General features: G+C 61.1%; 20 protein-coding genes and 1 tRNA gene. 7 read left to right on the plus strand and 14 right to left on the minus strand.

Features of this window, described 5'->3' with window-relative positions:
• Positions 1-115: 115 nt before the first annotated feature.
• The 3 genes from sthA to FHT79_RS13845 all read left to right on the plus strand — a co-directional run bounded on the left by sthA (position 116) and on the right by FHT79_RS13845 (position 4,304).
• Positions 116-1,522, plus strand: a complete 1,407-nt coding sequence (gene sthA, locus FHT79_RS13835) for a Si-specific NAD(P)(+) transhydrogenase (RefSeq protein WP_047615374.1) — start codon at positions 116-118, stop codon at positions 1,520-1,522.
• 49 nt (positions 1,523-1,571) lie between these two features.
• A complete protein-coding gene (locus tag FHT79_RS13840; RefSeq protein ID WP_097594608.1) occupies positions 1,572-2,375 on the plus strand; it encodes an endonuclease/exonuclease/phosphatase family protein in 804 nt (267 codons plus the stop codon).
• A 159-nt stretch (positions 2,376-2,534) separates the two neighbouring features.
• Positions 2,535-4,304, plus strand: coding sequence for a radical SAM protein (locus FHT79_RS13845; RefSeq protein WP_097594609.1), 1,770 nt, complete (start codon positions 2,535-2,537; stop codon positions 4,302-4,304).
• Between the two features lie 98 nt (positions 4,305-4,402).
• On the opposite strand, the gene FHT79_RS13850 is transcribed toward FHT79_RS13845, so the two are convergent.
• The 5 genes from FHT79_RS13850 to FHT79_RS13870 all read right to left on the minus strand — a co-directional run bounded on the left by FHT79_RS13850 (position 4,403) and on the right by FHT79_RS13870 (position 8,625).
• Complete coding sequence (locus FHT79_RS13850) at positions 4,403-4,822, minus strand: ketosteroid isomerase (RefSeq protein ID WP_097594610.1); 420 nt, start codon at positions 4,820-4,822, stop codon at positions 4,403-4,405.
• Between the two features lie 177 nt (positions 4,823-4,999).
• A complete protein-coding gene (tig, locus tag FHT79_RS13855; RefSeq protein WP_047615683.1) occupies positions 5,000-6,484 on the minus strand; it encodes a trigger factor in 1,485 nt (494 codons plus the stop codon).
• A 198-nt stretch (positions 6,485-6,682) separates the two neighbouring features.
• Positions 6,683-6,767 (minus strand) — tRNA-Leu (locus FHT79_RS13860).
• A 152-nt stretch (positions 6,768-6,919) separates the two neighbouring features.
• The gene (locus tag FHT79_RS13865; RefSeq protein WP_047615681.1) at positions 6,920-7,510 is read right to left on the minus strand and encodes a GDYXXLXY domain-containing protein; all 591 of its coding nucleotides are present in this window, start codon (positions 7,508-7,510) and stop codon (positions 6,920-6,922) included.
• Positions 7,507-8,625 carry a DUF2157 domain-containing protein gene (locus tag FHT79_RS13870; protein WP_097594611.1) on the minus strand — a complete coding sequence of 373 codons (1,119 nt, stop codon included), beginning with the start codon at positions 8,623-8,625 and terminating at the stop codon, positions 7,507-7,509. The genes FHT79_RS13865 and FHT79_RS13870 overlap by 4 nt, the downstream gene beginning before the upstream one ends.
• Positions 8,626-9,496: 871 nt before the next feature.
• Here FHT79_RS13870 and FHT79_RS13875 point away from each other — a divergent pair.
• The 3 genes from FHT79_RS13875 (at position 9,497) to trmFO (ending at position 11,607) form a co-directional block, all read left to right on the plus strand.
• On the plus strand, positions 9,497-9,643 hold the full coding sequence (locus FHT79_RS13875; RefSeq protein ID WP_003558908.1) for a DUF1127 domain-containing protein: 147 nt from the start codon (positions 9,497-9,499) through the stop codon (positions 9,641-9,643).
• 293 nt (positions 9,644-9,936) lie between these two features.
• Positions 9,937-10,080 (plus strand): DUF1127 domain-containing protein, encoded by a 144-nt coding sequence (locus tag FHT79_RS13880; protein WP_003573524.1) that lies wholly within the window; start codon positions 9,937-9,939, stop codon positions 10,078-10,080.
• Positions 10,081-10,173: 93 nt separating this feature from the next.
• Positions 10,174-11,607 (plus strand): methylenetetrahydrofolate--tRNA-(uracil(54)-C(5))-methyltransferase (FADH(2)-oxidizing) TrmFO, encoded by a 1,434-nt coding sequence (gene trmFO, locus FHT79_RS13885; protein WP_097594612.1) that lies wholly within the window; start codon positions 10,174-10,176, stop codon positions 11,605-11,607.
• 9 nt (positions 11,608-11,616) lie between these two features.
• On the opposite strand, the gene FHT79_RS13890 is transcribed toward trmFO, so the two are convergent.
• From FHT79_RS13890 to yajC, 5 genes are all read right to left on the minus strand, one after another.
• Complete coding sequence (locus FHT79_RS13890; protein WP_047614802.1) at positions 11,617-12,084, minus strand: hypothetical protein; 468 nt, start codon at positions 12,082-12,084, stop codon at positions 11,617-11,619.
• Between the two features lie 71 nt (positions 12,085-12,155).
• The gene (locus tag FHT79_RS13895; RefSeq protein ID WP_097594613.1) at positions 12,156-13,013 is read right to left on the minus strand and encodes a phytoene/squalene synthase family protein; all 858 of its coding nucleotides are present in this window, start codon (positions 13,011-13,013) and stop codon (positions 12,156-12,158) included.
• A gap of 2 nt (positions 13,014-13,015) precedes the next feature.
• Complete coding sequence (locus FHT79_RS13900) at positions 13,016-13,402, minus strand: Mth938-like domain-containing protein (protein WP_047614799.1); 387 nt, start codon at positions 13,400-13,402, stop codon at positions 13,016-13,018.
• Between the two features lie 4 nt (positions 13,403-13,406).
• Entirely contained in the window at positions 13,407-15,947 is a 2,541-nt protein-coding gene (gene secDF, locus FHT79_RS13905; protein ID WP_047614797.1) for a protein translocase subunit SecDF, read from the minus strand.
• 45 nt (positions 15,948-15,992) lie between these two features.
• Entirely contained in the window at positions 15,993-16,340 is a 348-nt protein-coding gene (yajC, locus tag FHT79_RS13910; protein ID WP_047614795.1) for a preprotein translocase subunit YajC, read from the minus strand.
• Between the two features lie 206 nt (positions 16,341-16,546).
• On the opposite strand from yajC, the gene FHT79_RS13915 reads away from it, so the two are divergent.
• Positions 16,547-17,419 (plus strand): ATP-binding protein, encoded by an 873-nt coding sequence (locus FHT79_RS13915; RefSeq protein WP_047614793.1) that lies wholly within the window; start codon positions 16,547-16,549, stop codon positions 17,417-17,419.
• 91 nt (positions 17,420-17,510) lie between these two features.
• Here the strand turns inward: FHT79_RS13915 and FHT79_RS13920 are convergent, their stop codons facing one another.
• The 4 genes from FHT79_RS13920 to serS all read right to left on the minus strand — a co-directional run bounded on the left by FHT79_RS13920 (position 17,511) and on the right by serS (position 22,071).
• Entirely contained in the window at positions 17,511-19,115 is a 1,605-nt protein-coding gene (locus tag FHT79_RS13920) for a M23 family metallopeptidase (RefSeq protein ID WP_097594614.1), read from the minus strand.
• 244 nt (positions 19,116-19,359) lie between these two features.
• Positions 19,360-20,013: a protein-L-isoaspartate(D-aspartate) O-methyltransferase gene (locus tag FHT79_RS13925; RefSeq protein WP_047614790.1), complete on the minus strand. Its 654-nt coding sequence runs from the start codon at positions 20,011-20,013 to the stop codon at positions 19,360-19,362.
• Positions 20,010-20,783, minus strand: a complete 774-nt coding sequence (gene surE / locus FHT79_RS13930) for a 5'/3'-nucleotidase SurE (RefSeq protein WP_017964058.1) — start codon at positions 20,781-20,783, stop codon at positions 20,010-20,012. The genes FHT79_RS13925 and surE overlap by 4 nt, the downstream gene beginning before the upstream one ends.
• A gap of 4 nt (positions 20,784-20,787) precedes the next feature.
• The gene (gene serS / locus FHT79_RS13935) at positions 20,788-22,071 is read right to left on the minus strand and encodes a serine--tRNA ligase (RefSeq protein ID WP_047614787.1); all 1,284 of its coding nucleotides are present in this window, start codon (positions 22,069-22,071) and stop codon (positions 20,788-20,790) included.
• Positions 22,072-22,131 lie beyond the last annotated feature (60 nt).

The raw sequence follows: 22,131 nt of genomic DNA on the forward strand, positions 1-22,131 counted from the left end.
CGCCCGTCAGGACCAATCAGGCGGCCGTAAAACAATCTGTAACATTGACCGGCTAACGATGGACGGGCGACATTTTGCGTCGCAAAATGATTCCTTTCCAATCCGGGGCTTGATGATGCTTCAGTACGATCTCGTTGTGGTGGGCAGCGGTCCCGCAGGGCGCCGCGGCGCCATCCAGGCTGCAAAACTCGGCAAGAAAGTGCTTGTCATCGAGCAGGGCAAACGCGTCGGAGGCGTGTCCGTCCATACCGGCACCATCCCCTCCAAAACGCTGCGCGAGACCGCGCTCAACCTCTCCGGCTGGCGCGAACGCGGTTTCTACGGCCGGTCTTACCGCGTCAAGGAAGAGATCAGCGCAGATGATTTGCGCCGCCGCCTGCTGATCACGCTGAACCACGAGGTCGAGGTGCTGGAACACCAGTTCGCCCGCAACCGCGTGCAGCACATTCGCGGCAAGGCGAGCTTCATCGATGCGTCGACGCTGCAGGTGATCAAGGATGACGGCGAGACCACGCAGGTCACCGCCGCCAGCGTACTGCTCGCCGTCGGCACAAAGCCGTTCCGTCCCGATTACATACCTTTCGACGGCAAGACTGTACTCGACAGCGACGAGTTGCTCGACATCCAGGAGTTGCCGCGATCGATGGTCGTCATCGGCGCCGGCGTCATCGGCATCGAATATGCGACGATCTTCAGCGCGCTCGACACGGCCGTCACCGTCATCGACCCGAAGGCGACGATGCTCGACTTCATCGACAAGGAAATCGTCGAGGACTTCACCTATCAGCTGCGTGACCGCAACATGAAGCTGCTGCTCGGCCAGAAGGCCGACAAGGTTGAGACGCTCGACAACGGCAAGGTCGAGCTGACGCTCGACAGTGGCCGGCGCCTGACGACCGACATGGTGCTTTTCGCCGCCGGCCGCATGGGGGCGACTGACGCACTGAACCTTCCGGCCATCGGCCTCGAAGCCGATAGCCGAGGCCGTCTCAAGGTCAATCCGGAGACGTTCCAGACTTCGGTTGCCAACGTCTACGCCGCCGGCGACGTCGTCGGCTTTCCGAGCCTTGCCTCGACCTCGATGGAACAGGGCCGCATCGCCGCCCGCGTCGCGATCGGCGCGGTCGCCAAGGAGCCGCCGAAATATTTCCCCTACGGCATCTATGCCGTGCCGGAGATTTCGACCTGCGGCCTGACTGAAGAGGAGATGAAGGAGCGCGGCATTCCCTATGAATGCGGCATCGCCCGCTTCCGCGAAACCTCGCGCGGGCATATAATGGGCCTCGACACCGGCCTTTTGAAGCTGATCTTCTCGCTGAAGACTCGCCGTCTGCTCGGCGTGCATATCGTCGGCGAAGGCGCCACCGAGCTGGTCCATATCGGCCAGGCGGTGCTCAATCTCAAAGGGACGGTCGAATATTTCGTCGAAAACACCTTCAACTATCCAACGCTTGCCGAAGCCTACAAGATCGCCGGCCTCGATGCCTGGAACCGGATGGGCGACATCAAGTCGGAACTCTAAAACTCGCAGCGTAGACAGCAGATCCGGCCGCCAACGGAGCCGAACGACATTGCGCATCATTTCGCTGAACGCGTGGGGCGGCAGGCTGCATGAGGCCCTGATCGGCTATGTCAGGCAGACAGATCCAGATGTGCTGTGCCTGCAGGAGGTGCTGCGGGCGCCGGGTGCGGGCTGCGGATGGTCGATCTATCGGGATGCAGGGCTGGAGCTGCCACAGCGCTTCAATCTATTCACGGAGCTCAGCGCCGCCCTGCCCGGCCATGACGGCTTCTTCTGCCCGACATCGAGAGGCGAGCTCTTCAACGGCGATACCGCCATTGCCGCCGAATTCGGGCTGGCGACCTTTGTGCGCAAAACCCATTCCGTCATCGCCCAGGGGCTGGACTTCGTGCATGGCCGTTTTTCCGCTGATGGCTGGGGCGACCATCCGCGGCCGCGAAACGCCCATTGCATTCGTCTCTTCAGCCATGAGCCCGCTTCTTCCGTGACCATCGCCCACCTGCATGGCCTGCGCGATCCTGCAGGCAAGGGTGACACGGCGGCGCGCGAGGCGCAGGCCGCAGCGCTGGTCGGGCTGATCGAGCGCGTCTGGCCCGGCGACGAAGGGCTCGTCGTCTGCGGCGATTTCAACGTGCTGCCCGACAGTGCGACCTTCACGACTCTCGCCAGACTCGGGCTTTCCGATCTCGTCACCGGAAACGGTCTTGTAGACACACGAACCTCCTACTATCTGAAGCAGGGCCGCTTTGCCGATTACATGCTGGTTACACCGGCGGTGAAGGTTGCCAAATTCGAGGTGGTCGAGGCGCCTGAGGTCTCCGACCACCGCGCATTGCTGCTGGATATCGGGTAGTATATTAAGGAATGACAAGTTTCGCGAAGCGTTTGCGCGCCGTGCCTTTTTTTACGCCTTAGTTTGACCGCCTAAATCGCATTGATACGCCGTGCCTGATAGATGCCTTCAAATCCATTTTGCCTTCGGGCAAAAGCTTCTAAAGAAAGATAGATACTCTTGTCCCATGTCTTGGAAGCTGCCCGCAGACGTTTTCAGCTGATCCTGATCAAGCCGTCGCATTATGACGATGATGGCTACGTCATCCGCTGGTGGCGGGCGATGATTCCCTCCAATTCGCTCGCGGCCCTCTATGGCATCGCCGCTGAATGCGCCGAGCGCAAGGTGCTCGGAGACGATACGGCGATCGACATCACCGTGATCGACGAGACCAATACGCGGATCGATTTTGCCGGCCTGCTGGCGCAGTTCAAGCGGCACGATAATTTCGGCATGATCGCGCTTGTCGGCGTCCAGACCAACCAATATCCGCGCGCCCTCGATATCGCCCGGCCCTTCCGCGATGCCGGCCTGCCGGTTTCCATCGGCGGCTTCCATGTTTCCGGCTGCCTGTCGATGCTGGATGGCAAGGCGGTCGGGCTCGATGCCTGCCGTGACATGGGCATCTCGATGTTTGCCGGCGAGGCCGAGGGCCGGCTCGACATGGTGCTGCGCGACGCCGCCGCCGGCGAGCTGAAGCCGCTCTACAATTTCATGAACGACCTTCCCGGCATCGGCGGCACACCGGTTCCCTTCCTGCCGAAGGACAATATCCAGCGCACGCTCGGGCTCAGCACCAGCTTCGATGCCGGACGCGGCTGTCCCTATCAGTGCTCGTTCTGCACCATCATCAACGTGCAGGGACGCAAGTCGCGCTTCCGCTCGGCCGACGACGTCGAAAAGCTGGTGCGGATGAACTGGGCGCAGGGCATCCACAAATTCTTCATCACCGACGACAATTTCGCCCGCAACAAGGATTGGGAAGCGATCTTCGACCGGTTGATCGAGCTCAAGGAGCGCGACGGCATTCCGCTCGGCCTGATGATCCAGGTCGACACGCTTTGCCACAAGATCCCGAATTTCATCGAGAAATCCCGGCGCGCCGGCGTCACCCGTGTCTTCATCGGCCTCGAAAACGTCAATCCGGACAATCTGACCGCCGCCAAGAAGAACCAGAACAAGATCACCGAATACCGCAAGATGCTGCTCGCCTGGAAGGCGCAGGGCATCATGACGCTTGCCGGTTATATCCTGGGATTCCCCGCCGATACGCCGGAATCGATCCGCCGCGACATTACGATCATCCAGGAAGAGCTGCCGCTCGACGTCATCGAATTCTTCATCCTGACGCCGTTGCCGGGCTCCGAGGACCATCAGGTCCTATGGAAGAAGGGCGTCGAAATGGATGCCGATCTCAACATCTACGATGTCGAGCATGTCTGCACCGCGCATCCCAAGATGAGCAAGCAGCAGTGGGAAGACATCTACCACGAGGCCTGGTCGCTCTATTATTCGCCTGATCATATGAAGACGCTGCTGCGCCGCGCCGTGGCAACCGGAGTCCCGCTTGCAAGGCTCGTCAAGGTTCTCGTCTCCTTCGCGACCACCGTGCCGCTGGAAAACGTGCATCCACTGCAAAGCGGCCTGCTGCGCCTGAAGACGCCGTCGGAGCGTCGCCCGGACCTGCCGCGCGAAAATCCGCTGGTGTTCTGGCCGCGCTTCGCCTGGGAAACCTTCCGCAAACATGCCTCGCTCGCCGGCACGATCATTGGCCTGACGATTTCGGCATTCCTGATTTCAAGGGATGCCAAGTCGAAGACCTATATGGATCAGGCCCTGACTCCTGTCGCCGACGACGAAGAGGAAACGCTCCACCTCTTCACCCAGACCGCCGGCGGCGCCGCGGCCGTCAGCCATGTCCGGAAAGTCGCGCAACTGACAGCGCATTGAGCGCTAAATCTTAACGACGGCCGACGCCCTGTCGGCCGCACCAAACCCCAAATCAAGTTTGACAACGCGCTTTGAAGCGCTCGGACTTTGGAGGCCGTTTAAGCGAGCTGGATGATCCGGCTCGTCTCGGCCACTTGCAGCGTGTCGACGAATTCGACGATCTTGACCGGTTTTCCATCCCGGAAATGGATCTTGTCGACGAATTCCGTATGGAAGCTCACGCCCGATGGGATGTGCCTGACCTCGCCTTCGCGGTGGGCAAAGACCATGTGCTCGTCTTCGTCCACATAGATGGCTGTCCTGATCTTCGAAAGATCCCATACTGTGATCAGCTGCGTTATCGCCTGGCGGAAGGCATGCCCGCTTGATTCAATTGAGAAGGGCGCCAGCCGCATATTGCCGACCATGCGAAAGGTGCAACCCTCGCCGAGCAGCGCCAGCGTGCCCTCGGCATCCCCGCGATCACGCACCGCATACATTTCCTCCACGAGCTTCTTCATGTCATGTTTTGCAGTCATTGTCAGGTCCTCCCACCATCAACGAAATCTGCATCGAATTATACTCTATTGCAACTCCTTGTTGTTCCGGATGAATAGGCACAATGGAGTAGGCGGCGAGAATGAAACTGCCCCAGATAATAGAAAAAGGCCCCGCACGATTGTGCGAGGCCTCCAAACGTCAGAACCGGAAAGCGATTATTCGGCGCTTTCGTCAGCCGCCTTCTTCTTCGGTGCAGCCTTCTTCTTCGGTGCGGCTTCTTCGCCTTCACCGGCGTCGGCTGCTTCGGCCTTGGCGGCAGCCTTCTTCTTCGGCGCGGCCTTCTTGGTCTCGGCCTTAGCCTCGCCTTCCTCCTCGGCGAGCAGCTCTTCCTTCGTCACCTTCTTGTCGGTAACGTCGATTTCGGTGAGCAGGTGATCGATGACCTTTTCTTCGAAGATCGGCGCGCGGATCGAAGCGGCGGCACCCGGCTGGCTGCGGAAGAATTCGAGGATCTGCTTTTCCTGGCCCGGATACTGACGCAGCTGATCGTAGATGGCGCGCTGCATTTCGTCTTCGCTGACTTCGACGCCTGCCTTTTCGCCGATTTCGGAGAGAACGAGGCCGAGGCGGACGCGACGCTCGGCGAGCGTCTTGTATTCCTCGCGTGCCTTTTCTTCGGTCGTGTCTTCGTCCTCGAAGGTCTTGCCGGACTGGGCGAGGTCGTTGTTCACCTGGCTCCAGATGCCGTTATATTCGGCGTCGACGAGCGAGTTCGGGGTCTCGAACTTGTACATCTCGTCGAGCTGGTCGAGGATCTGACGCTTCAGCTTCTGGCGGGTCAGCGAGCCGTACTGCGATTCGATCTGGCCACGAACGATTTCCTTCAGGCGGTCGGCGGATTCGATGCCGAGCTTGGAGGCGAGTTCGTCGTTGATCTCGACAGCGCCGGGGGCTGCGACATCCTTGACGGTGACATCAAAGGTCGCTTCCTTGCCGGCGAGGTTCTTGGCCGGATAGTCGGCCGGGAAGGTCACGGTGATGGTCTTCTCGTCGCCAGCCTTGACGCCGACGAGCTGGTCTTCGAAGCCAGGAATGAAGCGGCCGGAGCCGAGCACCAGTTCGGCGCCCTGGTCGGTGCCGCCTTCGAAGGCTTCGCCGTCGACCTTGCCGACGTAATCCATGGTGATGCGGTCGCCGTTGGCGGCTTTGCCGGTCTTGGTCTCGTAGGCGCGAGCGCTTTCGGCGACCTTCAGGACCTGCTCGTTGACTTCGTCGTCCGAGATGTCGATGACTTCGCGCGTGACCTTGATGCCCTTGACCGACTTCAGTTCGATCGGCGGCAGCACTTCATAGGAGAGCGTGAATTCGAAATCCTGCTGGGCGGCGAGGATCTTGTCGGCTTCGTCCTTGTCTTCCGTCATGGCGATTTCCGGCTGCGTGGCCGACTTTTCGCCGCGGCTGGACAGGATGGCGGCCGGCTGCTCGCGGACGATCTCGTTGACGAGGTCGGCCATGATCGACTTGCCATAGACCTTCTTCAGGTGAGCAGCGGGGACCTTGCCCGGACGGAAGCCGTTGATGCGAACCTTGTCCTTCACATCGGCAAGACGCTCATTCATCTTGTCTTCCATGTCCTTGGCCGGGATAACGACCTTGATTTCGCGCTTCAGCCCTTCAGCGAGCGTTTCGATAACCTGCATGTCTTCCTACCTTCATGTCGTGGCGGCCGTGCCCAGACGCCGTTCGTTTCAATGAGCACGACGCCGGCAGCGTGCCGCGCGTGGCTTTTCCAATTCCATATCATTCCGCCCAAAGCGGAACGGCACTCGCGGGCTATTCGGGACAACTTTCAATTGTTCTGGAACAACCGATTCTCAGTCTCCCGCCTGCAAACAGCTTGGTGCGGGTAGAGAGACTTGAACTCCCACGCCTTGCGGCACCAGAACCTAAATCTGGCGTGTCTACCAATTTCACCATACCCGCGTTCACAAAACCGCATGCCTATGCCTGCGCATGAGGCCTTCCGGAGCGCGGCGTCTCTATATCACCCGATTTGGCCGAGGCAAAGGAAAAATGAACGGTCAATGACAGCGATCTGCGCTTCAGAAGCCGCCCTGCTACGAAGTGCCGCCGGATCAGTAAAGCGGCTCGTCGTAAACCGGCTTGCCGTCAACGAGAAGGCTGCGAATCTGCGGGCTTCCATCAGGCGAAACCCGCACTGATATAGCGACATTGCCGTCATTGCGGGCCTCCTCGATCGGCTTGCCCTCGCCTTCCGGAACGTAATAGCGCTCGATGCCGTATTCGACACGGATGCTGTCGCCCGCGGCAAGTCCGCCGCTGTAGAATGGCTGGCTGCGCAGAATCACGGTCTCCGGCTGCGGCGACAGTTCATGAAAGGACGATTCGATCACCGTCCAGAAACCGTCCTCCTGCTTCTTCAACCGAACCCATAATACGCGTTCGCCGGGCTCGGCCGGAATGCCACCGGAAACCGTCTGCACCGGCACCGAAGAAATGTCATAGTTCAAGACGACGTAATCGCCGCGCAGGAAATCGCGCGGGTCTACGGGCGCCGTCTTCAGCAGCACCTCGGCGCCATTGCTGAGGATAGACGCCCGGCTCTGGATGATCGTGCCGAGGATAAGGGTCTGCAGACCGGCGACGATGATCGCCGAAAAGAGATAACCCCTACCGGATTGCAGCCTTGCCATGAACGAGCTCATGCGCGCTCCCCCTGTCCATTCGCCGACTGTGCATTCGCCGAAAAACGCCGCTCGAGACGGATGACGATCCACGCGACAAGTGCCACCACGAGACCGGAGAACAGGAAGAGGCTCGACGTACCGAGGATCGAGCCGACAGTGACGGAGGCAAGATACAGCATCTCGGCGGCAAAGGTGGTGTAGGCGAGATAACGCACCGCGCCGTTATTCCTGCCATGCAGGGCGATTGCCAGCACGGAAGCGGCAAGCGTCGCCACGCCGAGCACCACCAGCCGCCAGCCGTCCTCGATCTCGATATGCAGCAGCAGGAAGCCGATCGCGGCGACAAGGAAGCTGTAGAAGGCCGGGGCCGCACCGGCGCTCCTGACCAGGGAGGCGATCCGCGGGAGCGGTAACGCCGTCAGGACGAACGCCACCATGCCGCCGATCGCGAAGGCGAGCGCCACGGCGATCTCCTCATAGAGAGTATAGAGCCAGGCGAGCCAGCCGATCAAAAGCAGATAGGCCAGATGGCGGGCCCGCTCGGCGCCGGTATACCGCACCAGGGCGATTGTGATCGCCGCCATGATGGGCGCCATCCAGGGATCGACGCCTATCCAATGCGTGTCGTTATTCTGCAGGTAGACGGCGAACGACGCCCAGGAGAGGAAGCCGGCGACGATGGTCACGGCGCCCGAACGGAACAGGATTGCCGAGACCGTCGCGATGGCGAACCAGAGATACATCACCGTCTGCTCGTCGCCGGAGAGATGATACATCTGCCCGACAAGTGAGATGGCACCGCCGAAACTCATCGCGCCGATGACCAGCAAGCCGCCTGCGGCCGCTGTCGAACCGCGGGCAAGCATCCGGGCGGCGGCGATGTGCACCACCCAGATCAGCGCGAGGATGCCGCCGACGCGGACAAGGCGCGGGATGGCCTCCCAGTTGGAGGCGACGACCAGCAGGATGGCAGCGGCAAGCAGCACCGCCGCCAGCGCCATCAGCACCCTGCCAAGGCTGAAACTTGCCGGTCGGCTGTCATACTCGGCGAGAAGTGCGCTTGCCGCTTCCTGCCCGAGCAAGCCCTTGCCTACCCAGAGCGAGAGATCTCGCTCCAATCTGCCGCGATACATGCTCCACCCCTTATTTCCGCGACGTCGACTGCGGCGCAGCGGCTCACGCCGTTATAGACGCAGCAAGGGTGTTCGCAAACGCTCTTGCGACAAATATACAAGTTCCTCATTGGTCTAACTTGTATCGAGTGTTAACCGGGCGCTAACGTCAGAAGCGCTAATATAGACATATGAACCGAGAGGTATGCATTTTGCGCATGTCACTCATGAATTTATTGCACTGCAAAATAATCATTAGTCATACTATTTGTTTGAGGTATCGAAGCACGGGGATGGCGCCCTGGCACGGCTCAGCCGGATGCCCTCGGATCTATTGTCCGTGACGAGATTCGCAGCTGCGCACTTCTCCTCCCAGCGCGCTGCGATAGGCTGGCAACCCTCCTCCTCCCAGTTGCCAGCACCATAACACGCCCGCCGGATCCTCCCCCGGCGGGCGTTTTTGTTAAGCCGAAGCGCGATTAAAGCCTTGACGGTCTGTGCTTTTTCCGTCGCATGGCGCCTCGCGCTACATTGTCGCCACGCCGCCCCGCCGACCCTGCGAACGGATGGGCAGCTTCCGATCCGAAGCGGAAACCGCTCTTTGCATCAGTTGGACGGCCGGAATCGCCGGAGGGAGAAGCGTTTTTCTCCATTGGTATCCATTCAGCGCTCTCAACCGACTTGCTTACCCAAGAGTCATTCTGCCTATTCATTGACCAAAAAACGGCAAGTCTGCGTCAAATACCCCATGAGCATTGCATACTCCGCATAGGTGATCTGAAAACTTGGCTGTTTTAGTCTTTCGCGCCGCAACATATATTCTGGTCATCAAATAGAGGTCAGCGCCGATCGGTGGCTGCTGGCAGATGAAACCCTCAGAAAGGGGCTTAACATGAACTTCTCTCGCTCTTTCAATAACTGGCGCAAGTATCGTCAGACCGTCACGGAACTTGGTCGCATGACCAACCGCGAATTGCATGACCTCGGCATCGACCGTTCGGACATCCATCGCGTTGCCCGTGAGGCTTCTGCCCGCTAATTCCAGGCGATCGCGGCTCCTCCCAAGCGCGATTGTTCTCGATCGAAACGCCCGCTGTACCCACAGCGGGCGTTTTCTTTTGTCTGCATGCGGGGCGGCCGGGTTGCATGTTTTTCCGGCTTCGTTAGCCCGCTCAAAAAATATTCACCGCCCAATTTACGAGCATCACATTGCACAATTGCATGGCAGACGCCTTTTATTTGCACTGCACAATAGGACCGATATCGCCTATATAAACACCAACCGCAGAGAGACAGGCGATCCCGCCGTCCCGCGGACATAGGAAGAAAACGATGAACCCGATCCGCATTGCAAAAAGCTGGCTCAGCTACCGCCGTACGCTCAACGAACTCGGCGGCCTTTCCAACCAGACCCTGTCCGATATCGGCGTCAGCCGCTACGACATCCGCAATATCGCATCCCGCTCGTTCCGTTAATAACGGGCACGATGCTTCCAAGACGGCGCCATCAGGCGCCGTTTTTGATTCCGGGGTGTTGGATCGCACCTGCCGACATGATATCAGCCCGGGATGAACACGACCTCCTCCTATTCCCCCATCCACGTCGTCGGCGGCGGGCTTGCCGGTTCGGAAGCCGCCTGGCAGATCGCCAGTTCCGGCATTCCCGTCATCCTGCATGAAATGCGCGGCGTACGCGGCACCGATGCGCACAAGACCGACGGCCTGGCCGAACTCGTCTGCTCCAACTCCTTCCGCTCCGACGATGCGACTAGCAATGCCGTCGGCGTCATCCATGCCGAAATGCGCATGGCGGGCTCGCTGATCATGGCCGCTGCCGATCGATGCCAGGTGCCGGCCGGCGGCGCACTCGCCGTCGATCGCGATGGCTTCTCTGAAGCCGTGACCAAGGCAATCCACGAGCACCCGCTCATCACGGTCATGCGGGAAGAGATCACCGGCCTGCCGCCGAGCGACTGGGATCTCGCCATCGTCGCCACCGGACCGCTGACGGCGCCGTCGCTCGCAAACGCTATCCAGGCGGAAACGGGCGAGGATTCGCTCGCCTTCTTCGACGCCATCGCGCCGATCGTCTACCGCGAGAGCATCGACATGGATATCTGTTGGTATCAGTCGCGCTACGACAAGGTCGGTCCCGGCGGCACCGGCAAGGATTACATCAACTGTCCGATGGACGAGGCGCAGTATAATGCCTTCGTCGACGCGCTGGTATCAGGCGACACGGTCGGTTTCAAGGAATGGGAAGGCACGCCCTATTTCGACGGCTGTCTGCCGATCGAAGTGATGGCCGAACGCGGCCGCGAGACGCTGCGCCACGGGCCGATGAAGCCGATGGGGCTGACGAACGCGCATAATCCGACGGTCAAGGCCTATGCCGTCGTGCAGCTGCGGCAGGACAATGCGCTCGGCACGCTCTACAATATGGTCGGCTTTCAGACGAAACTGAAATATGGCGCACAGGCGGACATCTTCCGGATGATCCCGGGTCTGCAAAATGCAGAATTTGCCCGTCTCGGCGGCCTGCACCGCAACACCTATATGAACTCCCCCACCCTGCTCGACCCGTCTCTGACGCTGAAATCGCGGCCCGGCCTGCGCTTTGCCGGTCAGATCACCGGCTGTGAGGGTTATGTGGAAAGCGCCAGCGTCGGGCTGCTGGCCGGGCGTTTCGCCGCTGCCGAACGCAAGGGCGAAGCGATCTCGCTGCCGCCGGCGACGACGGCGCTCGGCTCGCTGCTCGGCCATATCACCGGTGGTCATATCGTCACCGACGAGGAGCCGGGTAAACGATCGTTCCAGCCGATGAACATCAATTTCGGGCTGTTTCCGGAGCTCCAGCCGGGTTCGATCGTCAAGCCCGAGGGCGTCAAGCGTTTCCGCGGCAAGGACAAGACGATCATGAAGCGGCAGCTGATCGCGCGCCGCGCGCTGGCAGACTGCGCCGCCTGGCTTGGCCAGAGTCTGACGCTTGCCGAAAGCGCCTGACCGGCGCTTCTACTGCTTGTTCGCCGCCGGCAGATTGCCGGATGGCAGGTCCTTATCCGGCTCGGCAATATAATTGCCGAGCAGCCAGAGCGACACTTCCGAAGCCTCCTTGGCGGAAGCGAATTCAAAATCACCATTGTGATGGGGCGCATCGAGGAAGTCGATCGCCAGTCCCCTGCCCGTTTCCGAACCGACGACACGCACGCGGCCCGGCTCGATCAGATGGCAGGCGAAGTGGCGCGACATGTTGCGCATGAAGCCCGCCTTATTATCGTGCAGGCGTACGAAGATGGCCTGGCCGTTTTCCGTCGCCTGCAACTGGCGGATCGCCTCGGTCGGAAAGGCGCGGCCGAACTCGATGATGGCGAGGCCCGTGTCATGCAGGCCATCTTCCTTGTTCTGCGCGGCCATACGTGTGGCCACAAAAGCAAAGAAAACAACAATGGCGAAAAGAACGCACCAGACGATAATGCCCACGCCGAGTCTCCGATCAAAGGGTAGCGGTGGAAGTGTTGTAACGCGCGAGACTTGCGCGAATTTGACCGATGTCAGATTTTCCGGCGTGCCGCAGCCAGCCCCATCCGCAACTGGCGGCGCCATTGCGGCGGCTGCAGCGGATGGTCGAACAGCGAGGCGCCGCGTTTTTGCGCCTTGACGAGCACCGGTTCGGCGAGCACCGTCGGCAGGAAGGCTGGAAACACGGCTGCCGCAATCGGCCCTGCCGCTCTCGCCTTCGCCAGATGTTCGCGACCAAGACCGGCAAAAGCCTCGATGGCGGCGGAGATGCGCGGCCTATCGTCGCCGGCAAGGAAGGTATCGCGGTCGAGACCGGTGGCCGACAGGATCTGCAGCGGAATATAGACCTGGCCACGGCGGCGATGCAGCGGCATCAGCAGCAATAGCCCGGCGACGGCCTGGGCAACGCCGGCATGGCCGGCAGCGTCGGCCGATCGGGCGGCCTCCTCAGGTGAAAGCACGAGGCTTGCCAGCTGGATCAGGGCGGATGCCGTCTCGCCGGCGTAACCTTCAAGCGAGAGACGGGTCTCCATCGGATCGTCATAGAGATCGAAAGTGCGGGCCTCGACCATGTCGATCAGCGTCTTGCGCGGCAGACGGTGCGTTTCGATCGCGGCCAGAAGTGCAGAGGCGACGGGATTGGCCGCGGTCGAGCCATGTGCGCTGCCCTCCAGCAGATCGTGCCAATATTGCAGCCTGACTTCGCCAGGCAACGGCTCGTGCACGAGATCGCGGACGCGGGCAAGCTCGGCATTAAAGGCATAGAGAGCTGCAAGCGCGCCGCGCTTTTCCTCCGGCGACAGCAGACAGGCGAGATAGCGGTCGCGATCGCTGTCACGCAGCATCGCCAGGCAGATCTCCTGGTTCGTCGTACTATTCGCTTCCGTCATCGTCAGACCGCGATCAATGCCGCGGCGACGGCGCGCTGCTCCGACAGCATGATATTGAAGGTGCGCACCGCAGCCCCGGTGCTCATCGGATCGGAGGAGATGCCGCGTGATTTCAGCGCCAGCTTCAATTCCTCAGGCAGACGGCGAAGCTCGGTTCCGGTGCCGACGAGCAAAACTTCAATATCACTAGCCTCATCCAGCACACGGCGGAAATTTTCCGGCGACAGCGGTTTCGACATATCCATGTCCCAGCCATGAATGCCGGAAGGCAGGCAAAGGATCGAGCCGCGATGCGACATGTCGGCAAAACGGAAACCGCCATTGCCGTAAGTGTCGATCGGGGCGCGCCCGGGGAAATGCGCAGCGCGGATTTCTATGCCTTTTGCCATGCTTTCAAACCACCGTGCCGGATTTTACACCAGCATCCGTCTTGTTGCTCTCTTCCCCGTCGGGAGCCTCCGGCCGCAGCCGGAAGACGATCAATACAGGAGCGGCGATATAAATCGAAGAGAAAGTGCCGAGAGCGACGCCGAAGAGCATCGTAAAGGTGAAGGAGCGGATGACGTCGCCCCCGAAGAGATAGAGTGCGAGCAAGGCGAGCAGCGTCGTCGCCGCGGTCAGAACGGTGCGCGACAGCGTCTGGTTGATCGAGGCATCGATCAGGATCGGCAGCGGCATCTTCTTGTATCGCTTGAGATTCTCGCGCATGCGGTCATAGACCACGACCGTGTCGTTCAGGGAATAACCGACAATGGTCAGGACCGCGGCGATGCTCGTCAGATTGAACTCGATGCCGGTGAGGACGAAAAGACCGAGCATGATGATGACGTCGTGCAGCGTTGCGACGATGGCGCCAACGGCGAACTGCCATTCGAAGCGGATCCAGATATAGATCAGGATCGCCGCCAGCGCTGCCAGCACGCCGAGCGTCGCCATCATCGTCAATTCGCCGGAGATGGCGGGGCCGACGACCTCGACGCGGCGGAAATCATAATCCTCCTGGAGCTCGCCGCGCACCAGCGTCGCCGCCGACTGCTCGGCATTCTCGCCACCGCCCTGGGAAGCGATGCGGATCCGCGCGTTCGGCGGGCCGCCGGTGCGTTCGACACTGACATCCCCAAGATTGAGATCATTGAGGCGCGAGCTGAGATCGGCGATGTCGGCATTGCCCTGCTTCGCCGTCACTTCGATCAGCGAGCCGCCAGTGAAATCGATGCCGAGATGCAGGCCGACGGTGGCAAAGGCGGCCATGGCGATCAGCGAAATAACCGCCGAGGCCGTGAAGACATAACGGCGGATCCCCATGAAACGAATATTGGCATGCTCGAAAAGATGGGTGAGGATACTCTTCGGCAGATGCCGGGGATGGCGCCGTCTCAACCAGATGGCGACGATCGAACGCGTCAGCGTGAAAGCCGTGAAGACGGTCGTCAGGATGCCGACCGCCAGCGTCACCGCGAAACCGCGGATGGTTTCGCTGCCGAGGAAGAAGAGGATGATGGCGGCGATGAAGATCGTGACATTCGCGTCGACGATCGTTGCGAATGCACGCGAGAAACCCCGACCGACGGCCTCCGCAAAGGAATGGGTGGTTTTCTCTTCTTCCCGGATGCGCTCGTAGATCAGCACGTTCGAGTCGACGGCCATGCCGACGATGAGCACGATGCCGGCAATGCCCGGCAAGGTGAGCGTCGCGCCGGCAAGGCTGAGCACCGCGACGATGAGGATCAGGTTGAAGAAGAGCGAGACGACGGCGATGACGCCGAGAATACGGTAAAGCGCGATCATCAGCGCTGCGACCAGTACAACGGCGACGAGGCCGGCAATAAGGCCGCTGAAGATGGAATCGGCGCCGAATGTCGGGCTGACGCTACGCTCCTCAACGCTCGTCAGCGTCGCCGGCAAGGCGCCGCCACGCAGCATGATGGCAAGGTCGCGGACGCCATCCTCGGAGAAGTTTGCCGAAATCCGGCCCTCACCGCCGGTGATCGCCGCATCGATGACCGGTGACGACATTACCTGGTCATCGAAAACGATGGCAAGGTGCTTGCCGATATTCTGCCCGGTCGCCTGCGCCAGCCGCTGCGTGCCCTCGGCGTCGAGACGGTAGGTGATCGAGGTATCCTGCGTCTGCGGATCGACGACAGGCTCGATATCGACCATGTTGCTGCCGCTGACGAAAGCGGTGCGGTCGACGAGATAAGGTACCGGCGGATCGTCCAGCGAATAGAGCACCTGCGATGTGGCCGGCCAACGGCCGTTCAGCGCTTCCTGCCCCGACATGCTTTCGTCGATCAGATGAAAGGAAAGCTTGGCCGGCTGGTTCAGGATGTTTTTCAGCCGCTCCGCATCGAGCGAGCCCAGCACCTGCACGACGATCCGGTCGGCGCCATCGGGGCGAACGAGGAAATTGTCATAGCCGAATCCGGCGATGCGGCGGCCTACGATATCGAGCGACCGGGTCCGGGCCGAGGCGACGTCGGCGGTAATGCCGGCGTCGGAAATCTGCAGCGAGAGTTGCCCCTCCCCGCCCTGCTGCAGCGCGATCTCAGGTCCTGAACGTCCTGCAGCCGTCGTCAAAGGCTTGAGGAGATCGACCGCCGCCTGTGTCTGGGCCGGATCGGTGATCCGGACGGTGACGGTCTGGTCATTGCCGGTCAGCCCGGTATAGCGGATGCCGGCGCCGCGCAGCGCGTTGCGCACATTGGCGACCGCCTGCTCCAGGCGGTCCTTGACGATATCGGAACGCTCGACCTTCAGAACGATATGCGAACCGCCCTGCAGGTCGAGGCCGAGCGTCATGCGGTCGTGGCGCAACCAGTCCGGCAGAGAGGAACGCTGCGCCTCGGTCAGCAAATTGGGCGCAGCGATGACGATGGCCGCAAACGCGACCAGCCAAATCAGAAGTGTTTTCCAGCGGGAAAAATGCAACATTCTCTCGACGATCTTCCGATCCGGCGGTCCTGCCGTTATCGCTTGTTACGCTGCGTCGGCCTTGACTGGTTCACCCTTGACGCGGACGTCCGAAATGCCACTGCGGACGATACGCACGCGAACGCCTTCAGCGATCTCGACTTCAACTTCCTTGTCGTCGATGACCTTGGTGACCTTACCGACGAGACCGCCACCGGTGACGACCTGGTCGCCGCGACGGATCGCCTTCAGGGTCTCCTCACGCTTTTTTGCCTGTGCGCGCTGCGGACGGATCAGCAGGAAGTACCAGACGACCATCAGCGGCACGAACAGGATGATCATTTCGAAACCGGAGCCGCCGAATCCCGTTGCGGTATCGGTCGCGCTCTGGGCGAATGCCGGGGTGATGAACATGCTAAACTCCTCAGGCTTGGGCGGCGGAACTCCGCCTCTCTTTTCAGGTTGCCGGACTATAGTTACCGCTTCGATGAATGCAACAGAAACAGCCGGAAACAGTACCGATTCCGCTGCCTCATAACCTTTCCGCCGTCAAAACGTCATGGTACCCGGCATCCAAAGATCAAAGCAGATTGCCGCAGTGAGAAATCAGGAGGCCACCGATGACCGAGGAAATCAACACAGCCCTGCTTGCCGAACTGAGACGGCTCGCAGACGCCGTCGAGCGTCTTGCCGGACCGGCGCCTACCCTCAACGACTGGGATGCCGCCGACTGTTTCGTCTGGGCACCATCGCGCCAGCATCTGCAGCCGGTCAAGCGACCGAACCGGGTGGCATTGAAGCTCATCCGCGGCGTCGATCACGTGCGCGACATCCTGCATGAGAATACGGTGCGTTTCGCCGACGGTTATGCCGCCAACAATGTGCTGCTCTGGGGCGCGCGCGGCATGGGCAAATCCTCGCTTGTCAAGGCCGTGCACGAGGATGTCAGGCGCGAAAGCGGCGTCTCGCTGAAGCTGGTCGAAGTCCATCGCGAGGATATCGCCAGCCTTCCCAACCTGCTTGACCTGCTGAAGGACACACCACACCGCGTGATCGTCTTCTGCGACGATCTCTCCTTCGATCACGACGACACCGCCTACAAGTCGCTGAAGGCAGCGCTCGACGGCGGCGTCGAAGGGCGACCGGACAATGTGCTCTTCTACGCCACCTCCAACCGGCGTCATCTTCTGCCGCGGCACATGATGGAAAACGAGCAGTCGACGGCGATCAATCCGTCGGAGGCGGTCGAGGAGAAGGTTTCGCTTTCCGACCGCTTCGGCCTCTGGCTCGGCTTCCATAAATGCAGCCAGGAGGATTATCTCGGCATGATCGACGGCTATGCCGATCACTTCAAGCTCGGGCTCGACCGCAGCAAGATGCATGCGGAGGCGCTGGAATGGGCGACGACCCGCGGCGCGCGCTCCGGCCGTGTCGCCTGGCAGTATATCCAGGATCTGGCCGGGCGCATGCGCGTTCACATCGACAGAGCCTAAATCGCGTAGCATCAGGCGCAGTTCGGACGACATGCCAAAAAACAAAAGCCCGGCGGGTGGCCGGGCTTTTGCGCTTCCTGGTACGCTGTACCTATTCCAGGAAAGTCATCGGGTTAACCGGGGACGCGTCCTTGCGCACCTCGAAATGGACCTGCGGCTGCTTGACGTCGCCGCTCATTCCGGAGACCGCGACGGTCTGGCCGCGCTGGATCTTCTGGCCGCGAGTGACGCTCAGCGTATCGGCGTTGCCGTAGACGGTGACGGTGCCGTCGTCGTGACGGACGAGAACCGTGTTGCCGAGTTCCTTCAGGCCGTTGCCGGCATAGATGACGACGCCGTTTTCGGCGGCCTTGATCGGCGTGCCCTGCGGTACCGAGATGTCGATGCCGTCGTTGCGGTTGCCGTTGACGTTGGCGCCGTATGAAGCAATGACCTGGCCGCGCACCGGCCAGCGATATTTGCCGATGCCGGTCGATTCCGGCGCGTCGGAGCTGACGTCCGACTTCTTCTCGACATCGTCGACGGTCTGGGTGGCAGCCGGCGCCTTGTAGGGCGCGGGCTGAACGGAAGCCGTCTGCTGGGCAGCAGCCGGCTGCGTCGGCTTCGGATCGACCTTCTCGGCCGGGATCGAGGCGGTCTTGATGTTGTCGGCGGTGCCGTTCGGGATCTTCAGGGCTTGACCGACGCGCAGCGAGCTAGCCGAAAGACTATTGGCGGCCTTGAGATCGTCGACATTGGTACCGGTCGCCTTGGCGATCTTTGCCAGCGAATCGCCTTGCTTGACGACATAGGTGCCGGCAGGCGCTTTCGGATCCTTGCCGGCGCCGACCGGAAGCTTGCCGGTGACATCGGCGTTCGCCATGGTCTTGTCGCGGGCGGAATTGGCGCCTGGAACGACAGCGACATTCTGCTCCGGCGCCTTGACCGGCTCCGGCAGCTTGCCGGGCTTGGAGAGATCGGCCGTCTGCGATGCCGCCTTGGCGGCATTGCCGCCGTTGAAGGTCGGGATCAGGATCGCCTGGCCGGGTTGGGCGGCAGATGCGGTCTTCAGATTGTTGACGCGAAGGATTTCCTTTTCCGGGACACCGAAGCGCCTGGAGAGCGTGGCAATGTTTTCACCCGGACGCAGCGTCACCGAAGGGGCATTGGTTGCGGACCAGCCGGAAACCCTCGGCGTCGTGCCTGTCGTCAAAGAATCGGGCGTCACCTTGGGTACCGCCGGCGCCACCAACCGCGGCTTTTCAGCCTGCGGCGTAGCCGGGAAAGGCTGGGCGAGCGCAACTTCCTTTTCCCGCTGGCGGGATGGCGCCACAGCCGACGGTGCGGCAAGTTCTGTCCGCTGTACCGAGACCGGTGCGGAAGCCAGACGCGCGCTCGAGCTCGACGCGCGGATCGGATCGTAACTTGGGCGGGCCGGATAAGGCTGATTCAGCGCGTCATTGCCGCCGCCATAGCCCTGCTGGCTCGCAACGGCCGAACCGCCGAGATCGGCACGCGGCACCGGATCACCCTGAGAACCGTTCATATTCCTGCGCGGAATGGAACTTGTGGTGATCTGATCCTGCCCTGAGGAGGAAAACAAGCCGCCAAACCGTGTCACATCGGAACTGCAGCCCGTTGCGGCACTTGCCAGCAGGCCAACAACCAGAAGATTACCGGCCGACTTCCCGAACTTTGGCGAAAGACTGAAACGCATGACTCGACCCACTGAGAACGCAACCATTTGTGAGTCTATTAAAACGCGTTAGTATTACCACGCGGTTAAGATGCTGGAATCAGTGCGATATTTTTGAGAAGTTGATAACCATAGGCTTACGGGTAAAAAATCGCAGTGCGCAGAGCATGATGCCCAAAACTTCGAGCGCTTTTCTGATTGTGATGCATATTCAGATTTCAGGCCGATCCGGCCGAAAAACATTTATGCCTGCGGCAGCCAGGCCCTACAGCAGCGAGGCAAGCCGCGGAACGATCGGCAGATAGGGAGCTTCGAACAGTTCCTCGCGTTCGAAACGGCTGCCGGTTTTCGTCAGCCGCACCATGCGGCACTCGTTTTCTGAAATCATCAGTGGCGCGATCATCGAACCGCCGGAAACGAGCTGGTCGGTATAAAAGCGCGGCATGGCATTGAAGGCGGCCGTCACCAGGATGCGGTCGAAAGTTCCCTCTCCCTGCATGCCGGCGCTTCCGTCGGCATGGCGAACGATGACGCTGCGCAGACCAAGCGATTCCATGCGTCGCTGCGCTGCCGTGGTCAGCGTCTTGTAGCGGTCGATGGACAGAACACGCTCGGCCATGCGGCCCATGACGGCGGCGGTAAAGCCGCTGCCGGTGCCGATCTCCAGAACGCGCTGTCCTGGTTTGAGCTTCAGGTGATGCAGGATGCGGACGGCAAAATCGATGCCTTCGAGGAAGGAGCCGCATTCGATCGGTATCGTCCGGCTCGAATAGGCGTCGTCGGCGAATTGCGGCGGCACGAACAGTGACCGCTGCGTCTGCTCGACCGCCGTCAGCAGATCGAGGTCGGAGATGCCTTCGGCACGCAATCTGAGGACGAGCGCCGCAAAGCCCTCCTTCTCCGCCAGTTTAGCCGTCAAACTTGTGCTCCGTATCCCAAGGCCCGCGCCACGCGGTCCGTCACGGAATAATCGGTCAGATCAAGTTTCAAAGGCGTTACCGAAATCTTATTATGCTTCAAGGCGTGAATATCGGTGCCTTCGATGAAGGCGCCGGCGCGTTCGCCGAACTTCAGCCAGTAGTAAGGAAAGCCCCGGCCATCGGAGCGGGCGTCGACCTGCAGGTTGAAGGCGAGCTTGCCCTGCATGGTCACTTCCGCGCCATCGACCTCGTCGGGACGGCAGTTCGGGAAATTGAGATTGAGGAACGTGCCCTCCGGCAGGTCGAGCACCATCAGCTTTTCCAGGAGCGCTGGGGCATGCGTTTCGCAGACCTCCCACGGCACGATGCGCGCGCCGTCCTCATAGAGATAGGCCTGGCTCAGCGCGAAGGAGCGCACGCCCTGCATCGTGCCCTCGATGGCGCCGGCGATCGTGCCGGAATAGGTGACGTCGTCGGCAACGTTCGAACCTGAATTGACGCCTGACAGCACGAGATCCGGCTTGATGTCCATCACCTGCCGGATGCCCATGATGACGCAATCGGTCGGCGTGCCGCGCAGCGCGAAATGCTTGTCGGAAATCTTGCGCAGCCGCAACGGTTCAGACAGGCTCAGCGAATGGGCCAGGCCGCTCTGGTCGGTTTCGGGCGCCACGATCCAGACATCGTCGGACAGCGTGCGCGCGATCCGCTCCAGGGCGGCGAGCCCTTCGGCGTGAATGCCATCGTCATTCGTAAGCAGGATGCGCATCGCCTCAGGCCGCCCGTTCGATCTTGGTCAATCCGCCCATATAGGGGAGCAAAACGTCCGGAATCGTGACGGAGCCGTCCTCGTTCAGATAATTTTCAAGGACAGCGATCAGGCAGCGACCGACGGCGGTGCCGGAACCGTTCAGCGTGTGGACGAACCTGTTGCTCTTGTCATCCTTGCCGCGGTAGCGCGCATTCATCCGCCGGCCCTGAAAATCACCGCAGACCGAGCAGGAGGAAATTTCACGGAAGGCATTCTGCCCCGGCAGCCAGACTTCAAGATCGTAAGTCTTGCGCGAACCGAAGCCCATGTCGCCGGTGCAAAGCGTCATCGTGCGGAAATGCAGGCCGAGGCGTTTCAGCACCTCCTCGGCGCAGGCGGTCATCCGTTCGTGCTCGGCAACGGCGCTCTCGGCGTCGGTGATCGAGACGAGTTCGCATTTCCAGAACTGGTGCTGGCGCAGCATGCCACGCGTATCGCGGCCGGCAGAGCCTGCTTCCGAGCGGAAAGACGGCGTCAATGCGGTGAAGCGGAGCGGCAGCTTGTCCTGATCGAGGATTTCCTCGCGCACCAGATTGGTGAGCGTCACTTCGGCCGTCGGGATCAGCCAGCGGCCGTCCGTCGTCTTGAAGAGATCCTCGGCGAATTTCGGCAGTTGGGCAGTGCCATAAACGGCCTCGTCGCGCACCATCAGGGGCGAGCTGACTTCGGTATAGCCGTGCTCGCTGGTGTGGAGATCGATCATGAACTGGCCGAGCGCGCGCTCGAGCTTGGCGAGCGGCCCGGTCAGAACCGTGAAGCGCGAACCGGAGAGCTTGGCGGCGCGCTCGAAATCCATATAGCCGAGCGCCTCGCCGATTTCGAAGTGTTCCTTCGGCGCGTGGTTCCAGCGCGGCTTTTCGCCGACGGTGCGGGTGACGACATTGTCATGCTCGTCCCTGCCGACCGGGACGTCGTCGAAGGGGATGTTCGGGATGCGCGAGAGCGCGTCGTTCAGTTCGGCCGTCAGCTGCCGGTCTTCTTCCTCGACCGCCGGCAGCAGGGTCTTCAATTCGGCGACCTCGGCCTTCAGCTTCTCGGCGAGCTCGCCGTTCTTCTGAGCCATCGCCGCGCCAATCTCCTTGGAGGCGATGTTGCGGCGAGACAGCAAGTCCTGCGCCTTCTGCACGGCGGAGCGGCGCTTTTCATCGAGGGCAACGAGACTTTGGGCCAGAGGCTCCGCCCCGCGCTTGGCAAGGGCGGCATCGAGCGCTTCGGGATTCTCACGGATCCATTTGATATCGAGCATCGTCGTTCCAGGTCGTTGCAACAGAGATGACCCGGCCAAAGCCTGATCGGGCCTCGACCG

It is taken from the genome of Rhizobium sp. BK212, from assembly GCF_014197475.1.
Taxonomy (GTDB): domain Bacteria; phylum Pseudomonadota; class Alphaproteobacteria; order Rhizobiales; family Rhizobiaceae; genus Rhizobium; species Rhizobium anhuiense.